General features: G+C 61.1%; 18 protein-coding genes. 5 read left to right on the top strand and 13 right to left on the bottom strand.

Translation table 11 applies throughout. The features are described 5' to 3' along the window. Positions 1-50: 50 nt before the first annotated feature. Positions 51-638: a hypothetical protein gene (locus tag GDV60_RS20790; RefSeq protein WP_133715372.1), complete on the bottom strand. Its 588-nt coding sequence runs from the start codon at positions 636-638 to the stop codon at positions 51-53. A gap of 416 nt (positions 639-1,054) precedes the next feature. Here GDV60_RS20790 and GDV60_RS20785 point away from each other — a divergent pair, with 416 nt between their 5' ends. Further along, a complete protein-coding gene (locus tag GDV60_RS20785) occupies positions 1,055-1,459 on the top strand; it encodes an antitoxin Xre-like helix-turn-helix domain-containing protein (protein WP_070994431.1) in 405 nt (134 codons plus the stop codon). Next, complete coding sequence (locus GDV60_RS20780; RefSeq protein WP_092237807.1) at positions 1,453-2,145, top strand: RES family NAD+ phosphorylase; 693 nt, start codon at positions 1,453-1,455, stop codon at positions 2,143-2,145. The genes GDV60_RS20785 and GDV60_RS20780 overlap by 7 nt, the downstream gene beginning before the upstream one ends. Before the next feature lie 10 nt (positions 2,146-2,155). Here GDV60_RS20780 and lldD read toward each other — a convergent pair whose 3' ends face one another. Next, positions 2,156-3,298 (bottom strand): FMN-dependent L-lactate dehydrogenase LldD, encoded by a 1,143-nt coding sequence (gene lldD / locus GDV60_RS20775; RefSeq protein WP_070994429.1) that lies wholly within the window; start codon positions 3,296-3,298, stop codon positions 2,156-2,158. A gap of 108 nt (positions 3,299-3,406) precedes the next feature. Between lldD and GDV60_RS20770 the strand changes: the two genes are divergently transcribed. Next, positions 3,407-4,300, top strand: coding sequence for a LysR family transcriptional regulator (locus GDV60_RS20770; RefSeq protein ID WP_159908622.1), 894 nt, complete (start codon positions 3,407-3,409; stop codon positions 4,298-4,300). 148 nt (positions 4,301-4,448) lie between these two features. Further along, positions 4,449-5,507 (top strand): quinolinate synthase NadA, encoded by a 1,059-nt coding sequence (nadA, locus tag GDV60_RS20765; protein WP_029300280.1) that lies wholly within the window; start codon positions 4,449-4,451, stop codon positions 5,505-5,507. Between the two features lie 72 nt (positions 5,508-5,579). Here nadA and GDV60_RS20760 read toward each other — a convergent pair whose 3' ends face one another. The 6 genes from GDV60_RS20760 to gcvH form a co-directional block, all read right to left on the bottom strand. After that, positions 5,580-6,068 carry an RDD family protein gene (locus GDV60_RS20760; RefSeq protein WP_029300279.1) on the bottom strand — a complete coding sequence of 163 codons (489 nt, stop codon included), beginning with the start codon at positions 6,066-6,068 and terminating at the stop codon, positions 5,580-5,582. 96 nt (positions 6,069-6,164) lie between these two features. Next, on the bottom strand, positions 6,165-6,377 hold the full coding sequence (locus GDV60_RS20755) for a cold-shock protein (protein WP_029300277.1): 213 nt from the start codon (positions 6,375-6,377) through the stop codon (positions 6,165-6,167). A 392-nt stretch (positions 6,378-6,769) separates the two neighbouring features. Further along, positions 6,770-7,894 (bottom strand): glycine cleavage system aminomethyltransferase GcvT, encoded by a 1,125-nt coding sequence (gene gcvT, locus GDV60_RS20750; protein WP_133715374.1) that lies wholly within the window; start codon positions 7,892-7,894, stop codon positions 6,770-6,772. 39 nt (positions 7,895-7,933) lie between these two features. Beyond that, on the bottom strand, positions 7,934-9,310 hold the full coding sequence (locus GDV60_RS20745) for an L-serine ammonia-lyase (protein ID WP_029300275.1): 1,377 nt from the start codon (positions 9,308-9,310) through the stop codon (positions 7,934-7,936). Between the two features lie 164 nt (positions 9,311-9,474). After that, a complete protein-coding gene (gcvP, locus tag GDV60_RS20740; RefSeq protein WP_092238439.1) occupies positions 9,475-12,324 on the bottom strand; it encodes an aminomethyl-transferring glycine dehydrogenase in 2,850 nt (949 codons plus the stop codon). A gap of 10 nt (positions 12,325-12,334) precedes the next feature. Beyond that, on the bottom strand, positions 12,335-12,718 hold the full coding sequence (gene gcvH / locus GDV60_RS20735; protein ID WP_029300273.1) for a glycine cleavage system protein GcvH: 384 nt from the start codon (positions 12,716-12,718) through the stop codon (positions 12,335-12,337). A 356-nt stretch (positions 12,719-13,074) separates the two neighbouring features. Here gcvH and GDV60_RS20730 point away from each other — a divergent pair, with 356 nt between their 5' ends. Beyond that, entirely contained in the window at positions 13,075-17,727 is a 4,653-nt protein-coding gene (locus GDV60_RS20730; protein WP_159908620.1) for a hypothetical protein, read from the top strand. Between the two features lie 9 nt (positions 17,728-17,736). Here GDV60_RS20730 and GDV60_RS20725 read toward each other — a convergent pair whose 3' ends face one another. The 5 genes from GDV60_RS20725 to arcA all read right to left on the bottom strand — a co-directional run bounded on the left by GDV60_RS20725 (position 17,737) and on the right by arcA (position 23,511). Beyond that, positions 17,737-19,245, bottom strand: coding sequence for a sigma-54-dependent transcriptional regulator (locus tag GDV60_RS20725; protein ID WP_029300271.1), 1,509 nt, complete (start codon positions 19,243-19,245; stop codon positions 17,737-17,739). Positions 19,246-19,620: 375 nt separating this feature from the next. Further along, the gene (locus tag GDV60_RS20720) at positions 19,621-19,983 is read right to left on the bottom strand and encodes a DUF5064 family protein (protein WP_029296312.1); all 363 of its coding nucleotides are present in this window, start codon (positions 19,981-19,983) and stop codon (positions 19,621-19,623) included. 61 nt (positions 19,984-20,044) lie between these two features. After that, the gene (arcC, locus tag GDV60_RS20715) at positions 20,045-20,974 is read right to left on the bottom strand and encodes a carbamate kinase (protein ID WP_029296314.1); all 930 of its coding nucleotides are present in this window, start codon (positions 20,972-20,974) and stop codon (positions 20,045-20,047) included. Positions 20,975-21,174: 200 nt separating this feature from the next. Next, complete coding sequence (locus GDV60_RS20710; RefSeq protein WP_029296316.1) at positions 21,175-22,185, bottom strand: ornithine carbamoyltransferase; 1,011 nt, start codon at positions 22,183-22,185, stop codon at positions 21,175-21,177. A 69-nt stretch (positions 22,186-22,254) separates the two neighbouring features. After that, the gene (gene arcA, locus GDV60_RS20705) at positions 22,255-23,511 is read right to left on the bottom strand and encodes an arginine deiminase (protein WP_159908618.1); all 1,257 of its coding nucleotides are present in this window, start codon (positions 23,509-23,511) and stop codon (positions 22,255-22,257) included. Positions 23,512-23,543: the final 32 nt, after the last annotated feature.

Here is a 23,543-nt window from a genome sequence, read left to right as displayed (position 1 = left end):
GCATTGCCGCTCACGACTTGCGCGGGTAAACCGGCCGCCTTGTTTGGCTATCAGCCCCGGCGCCCATTCATCCACGGGCTGTAGTCCACCTGCACATAACCCAGGGGCAGGCCTTTAGGGTGGTTGGCAAATCCCGGCATCTGGCGCAGGTCCAGCCGTTTGCACTGCGTGGCGAGGCGTTGCTGCAACGCGCTATCTGCCTTGAACCCCTGTGAGCGGAACGGGCTTTGATTCAGGTTGACCATGCACTCACTCACTTTGCCCTGTGCGTCGGCAATGAAGTGGAAGCTGGCGACGCCAATGCTCTGGATGTCATGCCCTGCAAACAGTTGTTCGCGGAAGAAACGGATCTGCCTATAGAGGTCGATTCGGGTTTTCTGCAGTTGCTGCTGTTCTTCCGAGAGCCCAATCAGAGGGGTGAACACCATGGGGGCGACAATCACCTGGGAATCCTCGTTATCAGCGAAGGCCTTTTGTGAGACCTCGGGAAACAGTGTGGTCCAGCACAGCTCGGTGACCAGTTTGGCCAGCTTGGCCTGACGCAGTTGGTTCTGGCCCTCGTTGGGCAACAGCGTTCCGCGTTGGGTTGAGCAGTCCACTACATGGTTCTGCGTGTCGACGGTCATGACCATATTCATCACACCTGTCAGCTCCTGTTCATTGGCGGCCAGGGCATAACTGCGAAGTATTGTTTTGAACGAGTTGACGAACTTTGCGTATTCCTGTCGTCCCTGTGCCTGTTCTGCTACCTGCTCTGGCGTTTGACTCTGGCAGCCGGACAGTGACAGTAGGCTTGCACCGAACAAGGCCAGTAGCCAGCGGGATGAAGAAGGCGCGTTGAATTCCATTTCTTGGGGGCTCATACACAATGGATTGGAGAAAATGTAGACGGGAACCATTCTCACCCATCGGGCGTTAAAGTGCGATTCGAAATAACGAAAAGCATGCCACTAGGGCCTTTGGTTTTAAAAGCTGACACGGGATGTTGTAGTGGTTTGCTCTGTAGACCTCAGGCGTCTATATTTGAGTCTGTAGATTAATTTGAGGTGGCACCATGAGCCTGGCCCTCCAAGCACAGCCCTTTACCCGCGAGCAATGTGTCGCCGGACTACGGGCGGCCGTGAGCATCCTGGAGAAATGGCAGGCCAGCAGCGACCAGGCTTGCCGCATCTTGCGCATCTCGCGTAGTACCTACACCCGCGCCCGGCAGCGCGATGCTGCCTGGTCCGTGAGCCTGGATGCCGATCAGATGCAGCGCATCAGCTTCGTGCTGAATATCCACGCCACGCTGCGCATGGTGTTCGATAACCCCGAGAACGTGTACGGCTTCCCCGCAATGCCCAACGACAACCTGTTTTTCAACGGCCGCTCGCCTCTGGAGATCATGGCCCAGGGCGATATGATTTCCCTGTACGAAACCTTCCGGCGCATCGATGTGCTGCGTGGCGCGCAATGGTGAGGGCCAGCCAGTTGGGCGATCTGCCCGGGGGGCAGTTGCAGGCCTATCGCCTGGTCAATTCAAAATTCCCGCCGATTGCCTTATTTGATGATGTGGCGGATGCCGAGGAGTTTGAGGCGCTTTATCAGATCCAGGCCCTGACCAACCCGCGTCTGGGCAATGAGGTCGGGCGGATCGAGCTGATAGCCCGTAGGGAAATCCCGTTCGGGATTGTGGGATGTTCCTACGCAATTGCGCCGTTCACCCACGTCAACCCGGCAGGGTCGCGTTTCAGCGCGGGTGATTTTGGTGTGCTGTACCTGGCGGCCACTATCGAGACGGCACTGGCAGAGGTGCGTCACCACCAGAACCAGTATTGGTCCGGGGTCCGTGGCCTTAATTATGAGCGTTTTGTGTTTCGCGCACTGGCGTGCAGTTTTGCCGGCGACTCGATGAAGGATGCGACGTCGGTGCCTATGAGCGACCCGATCTACGACCCCGACGACTACAGCCACGCCCAGCGCTTGGGTGGTGAGTTGAAGAAGGCCGGGTGTCCCGGCCTTCGTTACCTGTCGGTGCGCTCAGAGGGCGATCACTGCTGGGCCTTGCTGACACCCCGGCCGGTGTCGTCGATTGTCCAGGCCTCCCATTATGAGATGGTCTGGAATGGCCAGATCACCAGTGTCAGCCAGATCCGCGAAGCCTGACCCTGGCGAGTCAGATCTGCCCGCGCACCAGGATTGACTCATCGATCTGCGCAATCGACGTAACCCCGGTCAGGGTCATGGCCACGCGCATTTCCTTGGCAAAAATATCCAGCAGATTCTCCACGCCGCGCTGGCCATCTGCGGCCAACGCGTAGGCGGGCGCTCGTCCCAGCAACACACCCCGGGCGCCCAGGGCGAGCATGCGCACCACGTCCAGCCCAGAGCGCACCCCAGAGTCCACCAGCACCGTGAGATCGCTGCCAACCGCCTGGGCAATCTCAGGCAACGCCTTGGCGGTAGACAGCACGCCATCGAGCTGGCGGCCGCCATGGTTGGACACGACGATACCGTCGGCCCCGAAGCTCACCGCATCCTTGGCATCCTGTGGGTCGAGGATGCCCTTGATGATCATTGGGCCCTTCCAGAACTCGCGGATCCATTCCAGGTCTTTCCAGCTGATGGACGGGTCGAAGTTGGTGGCCAGCCAGCCGATGTAGTCTTCAAGGTGGGTTGGTTTGCCGAGGTATTTGGAAATATTGCCCAAGTCGTGGGGGCGGCCCATAAGTCCCACGTCAAAAGCCCAGGCTGGCTTGGTCACGGCCTGCAACATGCGCCGCTGGGCGGCGTACGGGCCGGACATCCCGGAGTGAGCATCGCGGTAGCGGGCACCGGGGGTTGGCATGTCGACGGTGAACACCAGGGTTTTCACCCCGGCGGCCTGGGCGCGCTCCAGGGCGTTCTTCATGAAGCCGCGGTCTTTGAGCACATAGAGTTGAAACCAGATCGATTGCGCGGTCTGCGATGCGACTTCCTCGATCGGGCACACGGAAACGGTCGACAGGCAAAAAGGGATGCCTTTATTGGCCGCCGCGTTCGCCACCTGGACTTCCCCGCGCCGGGCAAACATGCCGGTCAGGCCTACCGGGCTCATGACCACCGGCATCGCCAGCGGTTGGTCGAACAGCGTGGTTTCCAGGCTCAGGCTCTCGACGTTGCGCAGGACGCGCTGGCGCAGGCTGATGTCTGCCAGGTCCGAGCTGTTGGCCTTGAGGGTGTGCTCGGCGTAGGCGCCACCGTCAATGTAGTCGAACAGGAAACGCGGCAGTTTGCGGCGTGCGGCTTCGCGGTAATCCGATGCAGACGAAATGATCATGAACAGTGAGGCCCCGGAATAAGGAAAACGGTGGGTGGAGGATAGTCAAAGGCTTTTCATGGTAAAAACAACTTTTACAACTTAATTCAAGTCGCAAATGGAATAGTCATGAACCTGCGAACGTTGCGAGCCTTTGTCGAAGTGGTGCGCCAAGGCAGTTTCTCACAAGCGGCCGAGATGGTTTCGCTCACGCAATCGAGCGTCAGCAAAGCGGTCAAGACCCTGGAAGAGGAGCTGGGTACGCCGCTGTTCAGCCGTATCGGCCATAAGAGTGAACTGACAGCCGCCGGCGAGATTGCCTACCGCCGCGCCCTGGTGCTGCTCGCCGAGCGCAGCGACCTGGTGGCCGAGATCAATGACCTGCTGGGTCTCAAGCGTGGCGTCTTGCGCATCGGCCTGCCGCCGGTGGGCAGTGGTGAGTTATTTGCCGCGATGTTTGCGGTGTATCGCCAGCGTTACCCACAGATCGATATCGAACTGATCGAGCATGGCAGCAAAAAGCTGGGCGAGTGCCTGCAAGCGGGGGAGGTGGATGTGGCTGCCCTGCTGGTGCCGGTGGAGGGCGAGTTCGAGTATCAGGACGTGCGCGTCGAGCCGTTGATGGTGGTCCTGCCCAGCAGCCATCCATTGGCGGGACGCAACAGTGTGGATTTTTCCGACTTGTCCGACTCACCATTCATACTCTTCGAGGCTGGATTTGCCCTGAATCGCATCATTCTTTCCGCCTGCGAGCGTCGGGGCGTCTCGCCGAAGGTTTCTGTGCGCAGCGCCCAGATCGACTTTATCGTCGACCTGGTCGGCGCGGGCCTGGGCGTTGCCTTCCTGCCGCGCATGCTGGCCTATAAACACCTGCATGCCGGCATTGCGTTGATTGCGTTGGATGAACCCCGGACCGACTGGCATATAGCCCTGACCTGGCGGCGTAATGCTCACTTGCCGCCGGCTGCACGAGCCTGGTTGGATCTGGCCAGGGAAATGGGTAATGTCCCTGCGCCATATTAGGCTTTTGAATCCAATCGATATTCTGTAGCCTTGCGCAGCTTCACCCGTGCTTGATGAACACAATCACTTCGTCCGGCGGCGCCCGAAGGGCTCCAGAGCCGGTGGTACACTCGACTTTCGCGCAACTGCGCCTGTAGGTCTTGCGAACATGACGCAAATTTCCGAACGCCTTCTGGTCCAAGCCCACCTCGATGCCAAGCAACCCAAGGTGCTCAGTGCCGAGCAAGAGGCAAGCTTACGTTCTGCCATCGCTGCCGAGCTCAAGGCTCAAGATGCGGTGCTGGTGGCGCACTTCTACTGCGACCCGGTGATTCAGGCCCTGGCCGAAGAAACCGGCGGCTGTGTTTCCGACTCCCTGGAAATGGCCCGTTTCGGCGCCGCACACCCGGCCAAGACCGTGCTGGTTGCTGGCGTGCGCTTCATGGGCGAGACGGCGAAAATCCTTACCCCCGAAAAACGGATCCTGATGCCGACCCTGGAAGCCACGTGCTCCCTGGACCTGGGTTGCCCGGTGGAAGAGTTTTCGGCGTTCTGCGACCAGCATCCGGAGCGTACCGTGGTGGTCTACGCCAACACTTCGGCGGCGGTCAAAGCGCGCGCGGATTGGGTGGTGACTTCCAGTTGCGCCCTGGAAATCGTCGAAAGCCTGATGGATAACGGCGAAACCATCATCTGGGGCCCGGACAAGCACCTGGGTACCTATATCCAGCGCCAGACCGGTGCCGACATGCTGCTGTGGGACGGTGCGTGCATCGTCCACGAAGAGTTCAAGTCCAAGCAGTTGGAAGACATGAAGGCGCTGTACCCGGATGCAGCGATCCTGGTGCACCCGGAGTCACCAACCTCGGTGATCGAGTTGGCGGATGCCGTGGGTTCTACCAGCCAGTTGATTGCGGCGGCGCAGCGTTTGCCGAACAAGACGTTTATCGTCGCCACTGACCGTGGCATTTTCTACAAGATGCAGCAGCTGTGCCCGGACAAGGTCTTTGTCGAGGCGCCCACCGCCGGTAACGGCGCGGCATGCCGCAGTTGTGCGCATTGCCCGTGGATGGCGATGAATACCCTGGAGCGCACGTTGCAATGCCTGCGTGAAGGCAGCAACGAGATCTTCGTCGAACCCTCGTTGATCCCCCATGCCGTACGCCCACTCAAGCGCATGCTGGACTTTACCCAGGCGGCCCGCCTGAAGCTGGCCGGCAACGCCTGATCCAAGGCTGCTACAACCAAACTGTAGGAGCAGGCAAGCCTGCTGCTACAGTTTGATTTGCATCGTTTGGCGCTATTTCTTTTTCTTCGGGATTCGCACCAACTGCGTGTCCGAATAAATGTCATGCCAGGCCCGCTGTTTCTTGTCCACCAGCGACCAGATAAACCCCAGCCCTGCGCACAACCACGACGCAATCGATACCACAAACCGCAACAGGGCCTGCCACAGGCTGATGCGCGAGCCGTCCGCGTTCTGCACGCGCACGCCCCACACTTGCATACCCAGGGTCTGCCCGGAATGGGTCCAGAACTTGGCAAAGAAGCCAAACAGTACAAAAAACAGAATCGTCGACAGCAGCGGATCACCGTCCAGAGCGCCGGACTCCGAGAGTGTGCGCATTTTTGCCTCGCCCACAAACGCGATCCACACTAGCTTGTAAAGGAAGGCGGTAACGATCAGCAGGGCGGTACACAACAGGAAGTCATAGAACATCGCTGCCAGACGACGGCCCAGGCCAACGGCGGGGAATTCGCCTTGGGGGCTTAGCAGGTGTTTCGACATGGCTCGGCTCTCTGGAGGAAAAAAGCCATTTTACGGACAAACGCACATAAAAAAGCCTCTGATGTCACCATCAGAGGCTTTTTGTCGCAGTAAGGATCAGGCTTCTGCTTGTACTTCGTCCGCTTGCATGCCTTTTTGGCCCTGCACAGCGATGAAGGTCACTTTCTGGCCTTCTTTGAGGCTCTTGAAGCCGTTGCCCTGGATAGCGCGGAAATGCACGAACAGATCCGGACCGCTTTCTGGAGTGATAAAACCAAAACCTTTCTCGTCGTTAAACCACTTGACGGTACCGCTCTGACGTTCAGCCATTTTCTTATTTCCTTGACGCTAAAAATTAATGACAGCCTCTTTCACATGAAAGAGTACTGGGCTGGGTTGCAGGAAAGTAAGAGACGTCGAACGGGTTGTAGCACAACTACTTCAGCTACTGCCCAGGTCCAGGTTCCAAGCGACCCATGCAAACACAGTGGGCAAACTCTACGCCAACTAACACAGGAAAAACAAGCCCTCTGCAAGCCACGTATTTACTAGCCCTGCTCGCACTTAGGGCAATATTGCCGCGGGGTGTTATTCGATAGATTGAGTCACTTGTTATAGGTTGATCGACATAACATTGACTATCGTCGGCGCACTGTTTTATGGCGGTTGTGTTACAGATTAGTGCAAGTGAACACAACCGCGTTACTTATAGGAACAGTCAATCAGCCACGATAGTAACGCTGTGGCACGAATGGCATTTTACTTACACGAAGTGGCACCTTTTTCCCACGCACCAACGCAGAGACTTCGCTATCCAACGCGGTAAAGGCCGTGTCGAGGTAGCCCATGGCGAGCGGGCCGCCCAGGCTTGGGCCAAAGCCGCCGCTGCACACGGTGCCGATCACGGTGCCGTGGTCGTCGACAATCTCTGCCCCTTCACGCACCGGCGTGCGCTCCTGTGGCAACAAGCCAACGCGCTTGCGGCTGATACCGGTCTGCTGCTGGGTGAAGATCCGGTCTGCGCCCGGGAAGCCACCGGCACGCGCACCATCAGCACGGCGGACCTTGGAGATGGCCCACAGCAGGCTGGCCTCAATCGGGGTAGTTTCGCTGTTCATATCGTGCCCATAGAGGCACAGCCCGGCTTCCAGGCGCAGGGAGTCTCGAGCGCCCAGGCCAATGGCAGCTACTTCCGTTTCGGCCAGCAGGCTGCGCGCCAGGCTCTCGGCATTGGCCGCGGGGACGGAGATTTCAAAACCGTCTTCGCCGGTATAACCGGAACGGCTGACATAGCACTCCACCCCCAGCAGGCGCAGGGGTGCGAACTGCATAAAGGTCATCTTGGTCACTTCCGGGGCCAGGCGCGCCAGCACCTTCACCGCCGCCGGGCCTTGCAAGGCCAACAGGGCGCGCTCTTCAAACAGCGGCTCGATCTGGCAGTGCTCGCCGATATGCTGGCGCAGGTGGGCCAGGTCTTGATCCTTGCAGGCGGCGTTGACCACCAGGAACAATTCGTCGTTACCCAGGTTGGCAACCATCAGGTCATCGAGGATGCCGCCCTGCTCGTTGGTGAACATGGCGTAGCGTTGCATGCCCACTGGCAGGTCGATGATATCCACGGGCACCAGGGTTTCCAGGGCCTTGGCGGCATTGGCCCCGGTCAGGCGGATCTGGCCCATGTGCGACACATCGAACAACCCGGCCTGTTCACGGGTGTGCAAGTGCTCCTTCATCACACCCAGTGGGTATTGCACCGGCATGTCATAGCCGGCGAACGGCACCATGCGTGCGCCCAGTTCAAGATGCAGGGCGTGCAGCGGGGTTTTCAACAGGGTTTCGGTGGACATATTCAGCTCCTGAAAAACGTGCTGGCGCGTTTATAAGCATCAGCACTCGATAATGTTGACGGCCAAACCGCCACGGGCGGTTTCCTTGTATTTGCTTTTCATATCGGCGCCGGTCTGGCGCATGGTGCGGATCACCTTGTCGAGGGACACGAAATGCTGCCCATCGCCGCGCAAGGCCATGCGCACCGCATTGATCGCCTTCACCGATCCCATGGCATTGCGCTCGATGCAGGGCACCTGCACCAGGCCGCCAATCGGGTCGCAGGTCAGGCCGAGGTTGTGCTCCATGCCGATCTCGGCGGCGTTCTCCACTTGAGAGACGCTGCCGCCCAACACTTCGCACAGCGCGCCCGCCGCCATCGAACAGGCCACGCCAACTTCACCCTGGCAACCGACTTCGGCGCCGGAGATCGAGGCGTTTTCCTTGTACAGAATGCCGATGGCTGCGGCGGTGAGCAGAAAACGCACCACGCCGTCTTCGTTCGCGCCGGGGATAAAGCGCATGTAGTAATGCAACACCGCCGGCACGATCCCGGCTGCACCATTGGTGGGCGCTGTGACCACGCGCCCGCCGTTGGCGTTTTCTTCGTTGACCGCCAGGGCGTACAGGTTGACCCAGTCCAGCACCGACAGCGGATCGCGCAGGGCGGATTCGGGGTTCTTGCACAACTGACGATGCAGCGCGGCGGCGCGACGTTTGACCTTCAAGCCTCCCGGCAGGATTCCTTCATTGCGACAGCCTGCGTCAACGCAGTCCTGCATCACCTGCCAGATCTTCAGCAGGCCGCTGCGGGTCTCGGCTTCCGGGCGCCAGGCGCTTTCATTGGTCAGCATCACCTGGCTGATGGACAGCCCATAGGTGGTGCAATGGCCAAGCAAATCCTTGGCATGCTTGAACGGGAAGGTCAGGGGCGTGGCGTCCTCGACGATCCGGTCGGCGCCGGCAGCGTCTTCATCCACCACAAAACCGCCGCCGACCGAGTAGTACTCGCGGCTGCGGATCTGGATGCCGGCAGCGTCAAACGCACGGAAGATCATGCCGTTGGGGTGATAGGCGAGGGGTTTGCGAATCATCGCCAGGTGTTCTTTCTCGTTGAACGCAATGCTGTGTTCACCGAGCAGGTTCAAGCGCGCGTCGCTGCGCATCTGCGCTAGGCGTGCGGCCACGGTTTCAGTGTTCACGGTGTCTGGGTGTTCGCCCTCCAGGCCCAGCAACACGGCCTTGTCGCTGCCGTGGCCTTTGCCGGTGGCGCCCAGCGATCCATAGAGCTCCACCTTGACGCAGGTGGTGGCGTGCAGCAGGTCGTCACGCTTGAGGCCTTCGGCGAATCGGGCTGCGGCGCGCATCGGGCCAACGGTGTGAGAGCTTGAGGGGCCGATGCCAATCTTGAACAGGTCGAACACGCTTAAAGACATGAGTGGTTCTCCGGTTTCTTATTATGTGGCGGGTACAATCGGTCCAATTGTGGGAGCGGGCTTGCTCGCGAATGTGGAGTGTCAGTTGATGCATCTGGTGACTGAACCACCGCATTCGCGAGCAAGCCCGCTCCCACATTTTTGCCCGTATTCACTCAGTCAGATCAGGCGTAGCTCTCGATCGACGGGCACGCACACACCAGGTTGCGATCACCAAACACGTTATCGACCCGGCCAACCGGCGGCCAGTACTTGCCTTCGATCAACGACGCCACCGGGTACACCGCTTGTTCGCGGCTGTACGGATGGCTCCATTCACCGACGATTTCGGCAGCGGTGTGCGGTGCGTTCTTCAGCGGGTTGTCATCCTTGTCCAACGTGCCGTTTTCCACTGCGCGGATTTCTTCGCGGATGGCGATCATGGCGTCGCAGAAACGGTCCAGTTCTTCCTTGGATTCACTTTCGGTCGGCTCGATCATCAAGGTGCCGGCGACCGGGAACGACATGGTCGGTGCATGGAACCCAAAGTCGATCAGGCGCTTGGCCACGTCATCGACGCTGATACCGCTGCTGTCCTTGAGCGGGCGCAGGTCGAGGATGCATTCGTGTGCCACCAGGCCGTTGCTACCGGTGTACAGCACCGGGTAGTGCTCTTCCAGGCGACGGGAAATGTAGTTGGCATTGAGGATCGCCAACTGCGAAGCGCGCTTGAGGCCCGCGCCGCCCATCATGCTGATGTACATCCAGGTGATCGGCAAAATGCTTGCGCTGCCGAATGGCGCCGCGCACACCGCGCCTTCCTTGCGTTCCATGGCCGCGTGGCCGGGCAGGAACGGCGTGAGGTGTGACTTGACGCCAATCGGGCCAACGCCCGGGCCGCCACCGCCGTGGGGGATGCAAAAGGTCTTGTGCAGGTTCAGGTGGGACACGTCGCCGCCGAACTTGCCAGGGGCGCACAGGCCGACCATGGCGTTCATGTTGGCGCCGTCGATATACACCTGGCCGCCGTTGTCGTGGATGATCCCGCAGATTTCGCGGATGCCTTCCTCGAACACGCCGTGGGTCGACGGGTAGGTGATCATCAGCGCGGCGAGGTGTTCGCGATGCTCGATAGCCTTGGCGCGCAGGTCTTCAATGTCCACGTTGCCGCGGGCGTCGCACGCGGTGACGACCACGCGCATGCCGGCCATGTTGGCGGTGGCCGGGTTGGTGCCGTGGGCCGACGATGGGATCAGGCAGATATCGCGGCGTTCTTCGCCACGGCTCTGGTGATAGGCGCGGATCGCCAAGAGGCCTGCGTACTCACCCTGGGAACCGGCGTTCGGTTGCAGGGAGATGGCGTCGTAACCGGTGGCCGCGCAAAGCATGGCTTCCAGTTCGCTGGTCAGTTGCAGGTAGCCGGCGCTTTGTGCGGCCGGGGCGAACGGGTGCAGGGCGCCAAACTCGGCCCAGGTCACCGGGATCATTTCACTGGCAGCGTTGAGCTTCATGGTGCACGAGCCCAGCGGGATCATGGTGCGATCCAGTGCCAGGTCCTTGTCGGCCAGCTTGCGCAGGTAGCGCATCAACTCGGTTTCGGAGTGATAACGGTTGAACACCGGGTGGCTGAGGATCGGCGACTGACGCAGCAGTGCGGCGGGCAGGGTGCTGTCGACGCTGGCGGCCAGGGCGGCGAAGTCTGGCAGGGCTTTACCGCCTGCGAACACGCTCCACAGGGTTTCGATATCGGCTTGGGTGGTGGTTTCGTCCACCGACAGGCCCAGGCGTGCCGCGTCCACTACACGCAGGTTGATGCGCTGGGCGCGGGCCTTGTCGTGCAGGGCAGCGGTGTTGGCGCCGGTGGCCAGGGTCAGGGTGTCGAAGAACGTCTCTTGTTCAACCGTGAGGCCCAGCGCGGTCAAGCCATTGGCCAGGATCGCGGCCAGGTGATGGATACGCGTGGCGATCTGCACCAGGCCTTTGGGGCCGTGGTACACCGCGTACATGCTGGCGATGTTGGCCAGCAGCACTTGGGCGGTGCAGATGTTGCTGGTGGCTTTCTCGCGGCGGATATGTTGCTCGCGGGTCTGCATGGCCAGGCGCAGGGCCGGCTTGCCGAAACGGTCCACGGACACCCCGACCAGACGGCCCGGCATATCGCGCTTGAACGCATCCTTGGTGGAGAAGTACGCCGCGTGCGGGCCACCAAAGCCCAGCGGCACGCCGAAGCGTTGGGCACTGCCGATGGCCACGTCGGCACCGAACTCGCCCGGTGGAGTCAGCAGGGTCAGGGCCAGCAGGTCGGCGGCCACCGCCACCAGGGCGTTTGCGGCGTGGAAGCGTTCGGTCAGTTCGCGGTAGTCGAATACGTCACCGTTGCTGGCCGGGTATTGCAGCAGGGCGCCGAAGAACGGGCTGACGTCGGTCAGCTCGCGCTCATCGCCCACTACCACATCAATGCCCAGCGGCTCGGCACGGGTGCGCAGCACGTCGAGGGTCTGCGGGTGGCTGTGCACCGAGGCGAAGAAGGCGTTGCTGCCTTTGTTCTTGCTCAGGCGCTTGCAGAAGGTCATGGCTTCGGCGGCGGCGGTGGCTTCGTCGAGCAGGGAAGCGTTGGCGATCGGCAGGCCGGTGAGGTCGCTGATCAGGGTCTGGAAGTTCAGCAGCGCTTCCAGGCGGCCCTGGGAAATCTCTGGCTGGTACGGCGTGTAGGCGGTGTACCAGGCCGGGTTTTCCAGCAGGTTGCGCAGGATCGGCGACGGCGTGTGGCAGTTGTAGTAGCCCTGGCCGATGTAAGTCTTGAACAGTTGGTTCTTGGCCGCGATGGCCTTGATCGACGCCAGGGCATCGGCTTCGCTCAGGCCGTCGCTCAGGCCCAGCACGGCAGTGCCCTTGATGCTTTCCGGGATCACGCTGGCGCTCAGGGCTTCGAGGGAATCAAAGCCCAGGGTCGCAAGCATCTGCTGCTCGTCGTCCTGGCGCGGGCCGATATGGCGGGCGATAAATTCGTTGGCGGTGGTCAATTGAACGGTCATGGCACGCTCCTCAAGCTTGCGCATTGGCTTTGATCAGGCGGTCGTACGCATCCTGATCCAACAGCTTAGCTACCGCATCGGCATCGGCCGGTTTAAAGCGGAAGAACCAACCTTCGCCCATCGGGTCTTCGTTGACCAGTTCCGGGCTGTCGCTGAGCTTGTCGTTCACTGCCAGCACTTCGCCGGTCAAGGGCATGTACACACCGCTGGCGGCCTTGACCGACTCTACGGTGGAAGCTTCTGCACCCTGGTCGTAGGCCTGCAGCTCAGGCAGTTGTACGAAAACCACATCACCCAGTGCGTTTTGCGCGAACGCAGTAATACCTACGGTGACGCTGCCGTCGGCTTCGGCACGCAGCCATTCGTGATCTTCAGTAAAACGCAATTCGCTCATGGAAACTCCTCAGGGCCAGAATCGTCTGGTGGACGGGATTGGAATGGGTAAGTCCTTAGCAAAAATGCGGCCAATATATTTTTGTCGTTACAAATCAATAAGTTAAAAAATAATGCCGCGTGTGAGCTAGCAGTAGCTGTAGCGAAATCGCTACGCTTCGATGGCAGAAAAAAAGCCTATGCGGATCAAAGCCTTGCATAGCGAAGGACGATCAGCGGTGTATTGAAAACGTTCCGCTGTAGCGTTTTCAATACATGCATCCCTCGCGATGAAGCGCCAGTGCATTGATTTATGTAGTGCCCCGCACGCCCATGGCCGACCTATTTTCCCCGCTCCGAATCATCAGGACGCGCGACATGAGCCATTTACCGGCGGCACTTCACGACACTTCACAGGCATATGCCTCCCGCGACTACCTCGGGCGTATGTTTGCCCAGCGCCCGACACTTATGCAGGTGGCCGAGTCGATGATCCAGGACTGGCTCGACGAAGGGTTTGCTGGCGCCGGCCTGCGCGCCACGGCTACCTGGATCGGCGTGCGAACCCAGGCGCCGGGCACTTACGGGCAGCTCACTTGCCTGGGGGATGCGTTGATCCGGCGTCGCATGGGGGCTCAGGAGGGGAGTGACAGTGCAGGTCGCTATCAGTTACTGGTCAGCTCCATCAGTCGAGACCTGGTGCCGGCCCCCGCCGGGGTTTCGGTCGACGATATCGAACGCATGCTCGACACCCTGGCCCCTGGGTTGTTCGAGGCCTTCAGTGCGCGGTTGGTGGCCTTCTGGAATGCGCCGGTGGCGAATGATCCTGGCCTCAGTCGCTGGGGCGCGGTGGGCAAGCAACTGCGCGCGTGCCTGCTCACGGCCTGGCAAAACCCGCCGCTGACGTCGCAGGAGGGCAGTCAGCTGTTGGGCTTGGGCGACGGCCCGCAGCAGCTTTGGGGTTATCTGGCGGACCGCCAGGCCCTGGGCCAGCCGGATGCGCTGCATATCTATCAAGTCTATGCCGCCCAGGAAGGCCAGCCGGGGGAGTGGCTGACGCTGTTGGTCTTGCAGCGCCAGGTGGCGCAGCAGCCGGTGACCCTGGTCTATGTGCCGGTGATGAGTGTGCTCAAGCTCACAACGCAGGACGAGTTGGGTCACTTGTTGCCGCGCTATATGAGCAACTACAGGCCCGGCCTGCTCGTCAGCTGGGTCCTCAAAGAGCCCCAGGGTGATGTGTTCGATGCACAGGCCCAGGCCTTGCTGGAGCGCCAACTGCGTAACCTGCAACAGGTCAATTGGCAGGCGCTGCCCGGTGTCGACAGCTACAAGCGCCTGTTCAGCCGGCTCACCGCGCCCCAGGTGTGGTTCGATGCCGATTATGTCCAGCAGCCCCACGAAGAGCAGTTGCCCCTGTGGTTGCAGACCGCTGACAGTGCTGATCGATACACCTATGGCCAGTGGCTTGAGCGCTTGGCGCACCTGCAAAAACGCAGTGCTGGCGCATCGTTCCTCGACGGGCTCGATCCGATCGACGTGTATGCGCGCAAGGCGCTGCAACGCCAGATGCGCCTGGACTACCCGCACCAGACGCCGGTCAATCCGGATGATTGCCAACTGACGTTTGAGCGCACCCAAGGCGCAACGGTGGGCTGGACCGAGCGCACCACCAAGAGCCTGACGTTGTGGTCGCTGGAAAATCCCTTTGCCACACCCTACGCCAGCGTACAGATCAGCCCAGGGGCGCATGGCGGCTGGGTCACGCCTGGCTACCTGAAAACACTCATCGAAACCGTCGATGTGGGCCGGCACTATCCGGCGCGACTCAAGGCCGCGTTACTGTCAGACCCGCTAGAGTCGGCACGCCGCCGGCGTTTGTTTGTCGAGCAGATGGCGCTGCAACTGCCGATGCGAGCCTTGGAAAATCGCTTGCGTCAACGCCATGGGTTCACCGCGGCAGGCGTGCGGGTGGTGCAGGCCTTGCTGCAGAGCAGCCCCGACCAACCCGTTATCGTTGGCCGGCCCCTGGCGTTTCTGACCCATGCCGGCGGCGTCGTCCATAAAGCCAGCAACCTGTTTGTCATCGGCCCGCGGGACAACAGTGAACTGCCCCATATTCTGTATCGGCCCGATCAGGTCGAAGCTGCGCTCCAGCAGTTCCCCAGCCGCCAGGCGTTGCTCGACGCGATTGCCAGCACAGGCAGCGACCTGCAGGCCGTGGTGCTGGAACGCCTGGACGAAAACAGCCGGGCGCTGTTTGCCAATGGCGGTTTCCTGCACCCCCATGTCCAGCGTTTTCTGCAGGGCGACGAGTACAGCGCACAGCCAGCGTCCAGCCCAGCCTTGCTCAGTGACGAGGCGGTGCCGGGGGTGTTTCTTGAGCGCGTCTTTGATGAAAACGCCAGGAACCTCTGGCAGACCGCTGAAAAACAATCCATCTCTACCGAAGCATTACGCTGGACGCTGTTCAGAAATGACCTCTGGCAGTTGTTCAACGCGCTTTTGCCCATGCTCAGGGGGCCGGTGGCGGTGGCCGGGTGGCTGTCCCTGGTATTGGGCAGCTTTCGCACGGTACTCGCGTTGCCGGCCACGGCCAGTGAAGAAGACCGCGCCACGACGCTGGTGGAGTTGATGGGCAGTCTGGCGGGCCTGTTGTTGAGCCCCATCGTCGGAATCGATGAGCGCCTGCGCCTGAGCGAGACCAGGCCCGTCACCCAGCGCTCGATTGCGCGGCTTGACAGCCTGCCGGTCAGGCATGCCCGGCAGACGCCGGCGACGTTCGCCTGGCAGCGCTCGCTAGGGGATGTCACCGGGATGGATTTCTCCTGGGCCAATGCGCGCTTACGGCTTGACCCCGCGCAGCAGGCCCAGCTTGAAACCTTCCACTGGTCGCCGGGGCGCGGTGAGCGGTGGCCGGGACCTCCCACCATCACTTCGCCAAGTACGCCTGTCCGCGGGCAGGTCATGGTCCGGGACGCGCAGGGGACCGTTCGCCATGGCGATTACCTGCTGCTCGACAGCAAGGTCTACGGGGTCAAACAGGCCGAAGGACGCTGGCGAATCGTCGACCTCAGAGCACCGCTGCGTCAGGGTCCCTGGCTGCGCAAGAATGCGCGCGGGGTATGGACGCCGGACGTGGGCCTGCAGTTGCTCGGCGGCCAGCCCAAACCCTCGGTCGCCAGCCGTCGCGCGAGCATTCAGCGGCATAACCAGATGCTGGAACGTCTTTACCAGGAGGCGACGACGCGCCTGGTGGCGCAGGAGACGGCGGTCGCTACCGCGCAAAAGCGCTTTCAGAAGGCCCATATGCGCCAACCGGAAAGTTTCACTGAGGCAGAACGGCAAGACATCCGCGCCAGTTTTATCGTGCAACTGGAAAAACAAACCCAGGCACAACTCGCCAAACTGGATGCATTGATTGCCTGTAACGCCAACAAACCGGTGGCGCGGTTCGAGCAGGAAAAGATCCTGCAACTCGAAGACCTCCTCGAAACGCTGCGCATGCAAATGGCGGTGCTGATAACCAGCCGCGCATCCGAGGCGTTCACCGGTGAGCGCCGCAGCCAGTTGCAAGCGCAACTGGAAGATGAAGACGTCGCCATTGCCCAGGCCGCGCACCAGACGTTTTTCCAGGCGACGCAGAAGATCATCGGCTACAACGACAAACTGATCGAGTTGAGCATCCTGGAACGCAACAACCATACGCGTCTGGCCCAGGTGCCCGGTTACGACGCACGTCCCGACGCGGTGCCGCCTTCGGTGCTCGGGACGCCGCTGGACTGGAAGTCTGTCCAGCTGAAAGCCCTGAGTGGCGTGCTGCTGCGCAGGCCGCCGCTCCTGGAGGAATATGACGACTTCATGCAGATCAGGTCGTTGATCGATGAGGCGATTCAATCGGTCCAGTCACAAAAAACCTTGCAGGCAGCCGGCCCCCTGAGTGTGCTGCAGCGTATCGAGGGGTATGACGCGCTGCTGCTTGAGTACGACAACACCCAGGCGCGCCTGCGCGAGTACGACGACACCGCGGCCGACCTGCTGTACGACGGCAGCATCGGGCACGTAAACCGTCTGCTCAACGCCCTCGAACACGAAGTCAGGGGCTCAATGGCCACACTGCTGCGTGAGCGCGAGCGCACCCCCGGGCGCAAGCCGGGGCCCGCGCTGGGCGCTGGCAAACGCTTGATCCGAGATCGCAAGAACCGCTACCTGGTGGGGCAGGCCCGTAGTTCTGCTGCGGCGGTGGACGCGGGTGTTGTCGATGTCATCAACCCAGTCGATCAGAGCCTGGTGGCGAGCTTTCGCCAGACACCGGGCAGTGAAGCCTTTGAGACGCTCACCGAGACCAGCACAGCGCCCGTGCGAGCCGTGCGTCCGCTGGAAAAGCTGCTGGGGGATGCGCGCAAACTGCTGGAGCGCCAGGCGATCGTTCTCGACCAGGCCCGCAACGAAGCGCTCCAGGCCAGCCTGCCCGCGAGCGTCGAGGCCAGGTTGTCGCGCCACAGCGAGAAGATGAACGTGGTGGCCGAAAAAATCCGCAAAGCCCTGGGGCAGGACAGTTCCCAGGCCACCCAAGAGCCGTTGCTCGGTGAGCTGGCCCAGGGCTCGCGCAACCTGCGCGAGCAAGGCCGGCTGATTCGCATCGAAATGGTCAAGCGCCTGCCACCCGACGAAGCGGGCATTGCGTATCTGCAAAGCCAGAATCAGGTGCAGATCGTACCGATAGAGGGGCGCATTGCCCTCAAGCGGGCGAATGATTTTTTACAGGAATATACGGTCAAGGACATGGACGGCAAGGTCTTGGCCTACGCCCATTTTCATTACCGCACGCCCGCGGCACCGAATGCCGACTACAGCGCCGGGCATTTGAAACGGCCGGAACAGCGCTTCATGAGCTTTCGCAGCCTGGCCGACAAGACCGACAGCGATGTCATCGCCATCTATTATTCGCGGATCAGCGCGGCCATGGCCCAAAGCCTGTTTTTCAGCGCCACGGGGGCGGTCATGCAACGCGGGCGGCGGATCTTCTGGTGAGTTCCTGGTTCAGGGTTTGCCGGGGATACCGTACTTGCGCAACCGATGGGCGATCGCCGTGTGGGATGTTTGCAGGCGGTTGGCCAGTTGGCGTGTCGAGGGATAGCTGACGTAGAGCTTTTCCAGCAGGCTGCGTTCGAAGTCCTCCACCGCTTGTTCCAGGCTGTCGACCTCGCCGTCGCTCTGGCGGGCGACCGAGGTGCCGGCGATGTCCAGGTCGCCAATGTCCACCAGGTTGCTTTCGCAAATGGCGGCGGCGCGGAAGATCACGTTCTGCAACTGGCGCACGTTACCCGGCCAGCGGTTACCCAGCAGGGCCGGGTAGGTGCCCGGCGCCAGGCGGCAGACCGGACGCTGGATCTGCGCGCAGGCCTGCTGCATGAAGTAGCGGGCCAGCAGCAGGATGTCCTGGCCACGCTCGCGCAGCGGCGGGACTTCGACATTCAGCACATTGAGGCGGTAGAACAGGTCTTCGCGGAACGTGCCTTCAGTGACCATTTTCTCCAGGTCGCGGTGGGTGGCACTGAGGATGCGCACATTGACCTTGACCTCACGGTCGCCACCGACCCGGCGAAAGCTGCCGTCATTGAGAAAACGCAGGAGCTTGGCCTGCAGGTAGGGCGACATCTCGCCAATCTCATCGAGAAACACCGTGCCCTGGTTGGCCAGCTCCATCAGCCCCGGCTTGCCGCCGCGCTGGGCACCGGTGAAGGCGCCGGGGGCGTAGCCGAACAGCTCGCTTTCGGCGAGGTTCTCCGGCAGGGCTGCGCAGTTGAGCGCCAGGAACGGCGAGCTATGCCGCGCACTGATGGCATGGCACGCGCGGGCCACCAGCTCTTTGCCGGTGCCGGTTTCGCCTTGGATCAACAGCGGGGCATCGAGGGCCGCGACCCGTTGCGCGCGGGTCTTGAGGGTACGGATGGCCACGGATTCGCCCAGCAGCGCATCGAAGCCTTCGGCATGGTCATGGTGCAGGGCTGACAGCCGCTCACCGATCCGGTTGGGCGGGTACAAGGTCAGCAGCGCGCCCGCATCGGTAATCGGCGTGGCGTCCAGCAGCAAGGTCTGGCCGTTGACGCTGATCTCGCGCAGGGGCAGGCGAAAGCCATGTTCAAGCAAGGTGTCCAGCAGCGCCGGATCGTCAAACAGCTCGGCGATGCTTTCGCCCGCCGGCTCGCGTCCATACAGGGCAATCAGCGCCGGGTTGGCCAGCAGCACCTTGCCGGCGCTGTCCAGGGCCAGTACCGGGTCGGTCATGGCCGCCAGCAGCGCATCAAGTTGCAGGTGGCGACGCTGGCCGGGAAGGATATCCACCACCGTCACCGCTTGCACGCCGTGGACGCTGAACAGTGCGTCGCGCAATTCTTCCAGCACTTGCACGCTCAGGGTCGGCGCGTCGATGTAGACGTTGGGCGGGATCATCTCCACCGCATCCAGGTTGAGATTGCGCCCACCGAGCAGGGCCAGAACTTCCTGGGTGATGCCGACGCGGTCGATGAAGCTGACGTGGATACGCATGGGGCGGACTTTGATTCTGCAATGCGGAGGGTGGCCAGTATGCCTGAGCGGGGGTGGAGATCAAAAAATGTGGGAGCTGGCTTGCCTGCGATAGCCATAGGTATCTACACAACTTTCAGAAACTGACGAACTCCCCCGTGGCGAGCGGGCTTGCCCCGCGCTGGGCTGCGAAGCAGCCCCAGTAAGCCGTATGCGGTGTATCAGATACTCCGTAGCGGCTGGTTTTAGGTCTGCTACGCAGCCCAGCGCGGGGCAAGCCCGCTCGCCACAACTGCGCTATCTGCCTGGATTTAGGCGTTGCGGCAACGTTGTGTAGATCCCTATCGCAGGCAAGCCAGCTCCCACATTTGACTGGTTATGGCAGTGGAACCGAGGTTATTCCAGATGCTCTGGCTTGATCGGGTCGCCCGGTTTTACATCCAGTTGGTGGCGCACATCCTCGAACATCAGGTCGTACTGTTTATGCATGCCACCGTTGAGCACCGCAGTTTTCGGCATGCCGTACTTTTGCGCGATGTTCATGGCGTGGCGGGCAAAGTCGAAGGCCTGGTCCTTGGGCAGGAAGAATTCTTCCTTGAGGTCTTTGCCCTGCACCGAACCGTGCATCTTGAAGAGCATTCCCTTGCCTTCCTTTGGGTCCTGGCTGACTTCGTAGTCGATGCACAGGTCGTAGCTGTGATCCTGGGCATTCAATGCATGGCGTTCAACATGCAAGTGACCGGGTTCAAAAATGGCCATAGGCGTCTCTCCCTAACAAGGCATTGGAGAAGGGCGGCTGCAACAACCGCCCGGGGTGTATTTATAAGTAGGTGATGCCAGGTTTTGCCGTGCTGATACGGGTGCCGGCGGTGCCCTGGACAATGGCTTCGATGTCCGAGAGTGAACCGATCACTGCGGTTTTGCCAGTGTTGCGGGCGAACTCGCAGGCGGCCTGGACCTTGGGCCCCATGGAACCGGCGGCGAAGCCGAGTTTTTCCATGTCGTCAGGGTGCGCCTGGCCGATGGCTTTTTGCGTCGGTTTGCCGAAGTCGATAAAGGCCGCATTGACGTCGGTGGCGATCACCAGCAGGTCGGCTTCCAGTTGCTGGGCCAGCAGCGAGGAGCACAGGTCTTTATCGATCACAGCTTCGATGCCCTTGAGCTTGCCGTTCTCGTCGTACATGGTCGGGATGCCGCCGCCGCCGGCGCAGATCACGATGCTGCTCTTTTCCAGGAGCCACTTGATCGGGCGGATTTCAAAGATGCGTTTGGGCCGTGGGCTGGCCACTACCCGACGGTATTTATCGCCGTCGGGGGCAATTGCCCAGCCTTTTTCGGCGGCCAGTTTTTCGGCTTCGGCCTTGGAGTAGACAGGGCCGATCGGCTTGGTCGGGTTCTGGAAGGCCGGGTCCTTGGCGTCCACTTCGACCTGGGTCAACAGGGTGGCGAAAGGCACTTCAAAGTCCAGCAGGTTGCCCAGTTCCTGTTCGATGATGTAGCCGATCATGCCTTCGGTTTCGGCGCCCAGCACGTCCAGCGGGTAGGGGGAAACCTGGGTGTAGGCGGCCGCTTGCAGCGACAGCAGGCCGACTTGCGGCCCATTGCCGTGGGCGATCACCAGCTCATTACCGGGATGAATCTTGGCAATCTGTTCGGTGGCGACCCGGATATTGGCGCGTTGGTTGTCCGCAGTCATGGGTTCACCACGGCGGAGCAGGGCGTTACCGCCCAGTGCAACGACGATACGCATAATGCAATCCTTCTAGAATTCTGCCTTGTGAACACTGGGCCAAGTGTGGGAACGGGCTTTATGTAGGAGCCGGGCTTGCCCGCGATGCAGTCACCTCGGTCTGCCAGACATATTGAGGTGATGCCATCGCAGGCAAGCCAGCTCCCACATAAAGCTCGCTCCCACATTGACCGTGTTGCATCAGTGGGAGCGGTGCCGGGTTACAGGTCCGCTAGGGTCGAAACCAGGATCGCCTTGATGGTATGCATGCGGTTTTCCGCTTGCTCGAAGGCGATGCAGGCCGGGGACTCGAACACGTCGTCGGTCACTTCGATGCCGTTGGCCAGGTGCGGATACTGCTCGGCAATCTGCTTGCCGATCTTGGTATCGCTGTTATGGAACGCCGGCAGGCAGTGCATGAACTTGGTGCGTGGGTTGCCGGTGGCTTTCATCAGTTGGGCATTGACCTGGTATGGCAGCAGTTGCTCGATACGTTCGGCCCAGGCCTCTACTGGCTCGCCCATGGACACCCAGACGTCGGTGTGGATGAAGTCCACACCCTTGACCGCCGCTTTCGGGTCTTCGGTGAGGGTGATGCGTGCACCGCTTTCTTCTGCGTATTTTTTGCAGCGACCGACCAGATCGTCATGGGGCCACAGGGCTTTTGGCGCGCAGATGCGCACGTCCATGCCCAGCTTGGCGCCGACCAGCAGCAGCGAGTTGCCCATGTTGTTGCGGGCGTCGCCCAGGTAGGCGTAGCTGATGTCGTGGATCGGCTTGTCGGCGTGTTCACGCATGGTCAGCACGTCGGCGATCATCTGGGTTGGGTGGTACTCGTCGGTCAGGCCGTTGAATACCGGCACGCCGGCGAATTTCGCCAGTTCTTCGACGATTTCCTGCTTGAAGCCACGGTATTCGATGGCGTCGTACATGCGCCCAAGTACGCGGGCGGTGTCTTTCATGCTTTCTTTGTGGCCGATCTGCGACGAGTTCGGGTCGATGTAGGTGACGTTGGCGCCCTGGTCATAGGCCGCCACTTCGAAGGCACATCGGGTGCGGGTCGAGGTTTTCTCGAAGATCAGCGCGATGTTGTTGCCTTTGAGGTGCTGCTGCTCGGTGCCGGTGTACTTGGCGCGCTTGAGGTCGCGGGACAGGTCCAGCAGGTAGCGCAGTTCGCGCGGGGTGTGGTGTTCCAGGCTCAGCAGGTTACGGTTGTGGATGTTGAACGCCATGATGATTCTCCTTGGATTCGGTAATCGGCCCGTGCGGCATCGGGTGGACGCCGCCGGGGAGATGGTCGTTTAGTAGTCGATAGGGTCGCGGATGATCGGGCAGGTCATGCAGTGGCCGCCGCCACGGCCGCGCCCCAGTTCGCCGGCGCTGATGGTGATGACTTCCACACCGGCCTTGCGCAGCAGAGTGTTGGTGTAGGTGTTGCGGTCGTAGCCGATCACCACGCCAGGCTCCACGGCCACCACGTTGTTGCCGTCGTCCCACTGTTCGCGTTCGGCGGCGAAGCTGTTGCCGCCGGTCTCCACTACGCGCAGGGCCTTGAGGCCGAGGGCGGCGGCCACGGTATCGAGGAAGTTGGTTTTCTCCCGTTGGATATCAATGCCGTGGGGCTTGCTTTCATCTGGACGCAGGGTGAAGGGCACGATCTGGTTCACCACTTCCGGGAAGATCGTCACCAGGTCGCGGTCGCAGAAGCTGAACACGGTGTCCAGGTGCATCGCCGCGCGGGATTTCGGCAGGCCGGCAACGATGACCTTTTCCACGGCCTTGTTCTTGAACAGGCTGCGCGCCAGTTGGCCGATAGCCTGGTGGGACGAACGCTCGCCCATGCCGATCAACACCACGCCGTTGCCAATCGGCATCACGTCGCCGCCTTCCAGGGTGGCAGCGCCGTGCTCCTGGTCAGGGTCGCCGTACCAGATCTGGAAGTCGGCGTTGGTGAACTCGGGATGGAACTTGTAGATGGCGGTGGTCAGCAGGGTTTCCTGACGTCGCGCCGGCCAGTACATGGGGTTGAGTGTCACGCCACCGTAGATCCAGCACGTGGTGTCACGGGTGAACTGAGTGTTGGGCAGCGGCGGCAGGATGAAGCTGGCGTGGCCGAGGAAGTCGCGGAACATCTCGATGGTCTTGCCACCGAAGCTGCTCGGCAGATCATCGGCGGACACGCCACCGATCAGGAACTCGGCGATCTTGCGCGGCTCCAGGCTGCGTAGCCACGAACCGACTTCATCGACCAGGCCCAGGCCCACGGTGTTGGCGGTGATCTTGCGCTCCAGGATCCAGTCCAGCGCTTCGGGGATGGCGACAATCTCGGTCAGCAGGTTGTGCATTTCCAGCACATCGATATCGCGCTCGCGCATCTTGGTGACGAAGTCGAAATGGTCGCGCTTGGCCTGGGCCACCCAGAGCACGTCATCGAAGAGCAGTTCGTCGCAATTGTTGGGGGTCAGCCGCTGATGGGCCAGACCTGGGGAACACACCATGACTTTGCGCAGTTTGCCGGCTTCGGAATGTACGCCGTACTTAACTTTTTCCGTGGTCATTACAGATCCTCCAGTGAACAAAAAGATTCAGG

Origin of the sequence: Pseudomonas sp. DTU12.1 (assembly GCF_009873475.1) — a bacterium.
In the GTDB taxonomy this organism is placed as follows: Bacteria; Pseudomonadota; Gammaproteobacteria; order Pseudomonadales; family Pseudomonadaceae; genus Aquipseudomonas; species Aquipseudomonas proteolytica.
This window is presented reverse-complemented; position numbering and strand designations above follow the sequence as displayed.

What these genes read in the sequence shown, in the direction of transcription:
- GDV60_RS20790 (WP_133715372.1), bottom strand. Translation starts at nt 638, where the DNA reads ATGAATATGGTCATGACCGTCGACACGCAGAACCATGTAGTGGACTGC.
- GDV60_RS20785 (WP_070994431.1), top strand. Translation starts at nt 1,055, where the DNA reads ATGAGCCTGGCCCTCCAAGCACAGCCCTTTACCCGCGAGCAATGTGTC.
- GDV60_RS20780 (WP_092237807.1), top strand. Translation starts at nt 1,453, where the DNA reads ATGGTGAGGGCCAGCCAGTTGGGCGATCTGCCCGGGGGGCAGTTGCAG.
- lldD (WP_070994429.1), bottom strand. Translation starts at nt 3,298, where the DNA reads ATGATCATTTCGTCTGCATCGGATTACCGCGAAGCCGCACGCCGCAAA.
- GDV60_RS20770 (WP_159908622.1), top strand. Translation starts at nt 3,407, where the DNA reads ATGAACCTGCGAACGTTGCGAGCCTTTGTCGAAGTGGTGCGCCAAGGC.
- nadA (WP_029300280.1), top strand. Translation starts at nt 4,449, where the DNA reads ATGACGCAAATTTCCGAACGCCTTCTGGTCCAAGCCCACCTCGATGCC.
- GDV60_RS20760 (WP_029300279.1), bottom strand. Translation starts at nt 6,068, where the DNA reads ATGTCGAAACACCTGCTAAGCCCCCAAGGCGAATTCCCCGCCGTTGGC.
- GDV60_RS20755 (WP_029300277.1), bottom strand. Translation starts at nt 6,377, where the DNA reads ATGGCTGAACGTCAGAGCGGTACCGTCAAGTGGTTTAACGACGAGAAA.
- gcvT (WP_133715374.1), bottom strand. Translation starts at nt 7,894, where the DNA reads ATGTCCACCGAAACCCTGTTGAAAACCCCGCTGCACGCCCTGCATCTT.
- GDV60_RS20745 (WP_029300275.1), bottom strand. Translation starts at nt 9,310, where the DNA reads ATGTCTTTAAGCGTGTTCGACCTGTTCAAGATTGGCATCGGCCCCTCA.
- gcvP (WP_092238439.1), bottom strand. Translation starts at nt 12,324, where the DNA reads ATGACCGTTCAATTGACCACCGCCAACGAATTTATCGCCCGCCATATC.
- gcvH (WP_029300273.1), bottom strand. Translation starts at nt 12,718, where the DNA reads ATGAGCGAATTGCGTTTTACTGAAGATCACGAATGGCTGCGTGCCGAA.
- GDV60_RS20730 (WP_159908620.1), top strand. Translation starts at nt 13,075, where the DNA reads ATGAGCCATTTACCGGCGGCACTTCACGACACTTCACAGGCATATGCC.
- GDV60_RS20725 (WP_029300271.1), bottom strand. Translation starts at nt 19,245, where the DNA reads ATGCGTATCCACGTCAGCTTCATCGACCGCGTCGGCATCACCCAGGAA.
- GDV60_RS20720 (WP_029296312.1), bottom strand. Translation starts at nt 19,983, where the DNA reads ATGGCCATTTTTGAACCCGGTCACTTGCATGTTGAACGCCATGCATTG.
- arcC (WP_029296314.1), bottom strand. Translation starts at nt 20,974, where the DNA reads ATGCGTATCGTCGTTGCACTGGGCGGTAACGCCCTGCTCCGCCGTGGT.
- GDV60_RS20710 (WP_029296316.1), bottom strand. Translation starts at nt 22,185, where the DNA reads ATGGCGTTCAACATCCACAACCGTAACCTGCTGAGCCTGGAACACCAC.
- arcA (WP_159908618.1), bottom strand. Translation starts at nt 23,511, where the DNA reads ATGACCACGGAAAAAGTTAAGTACGGCGTACATTCCGAAGCCGGCAAA.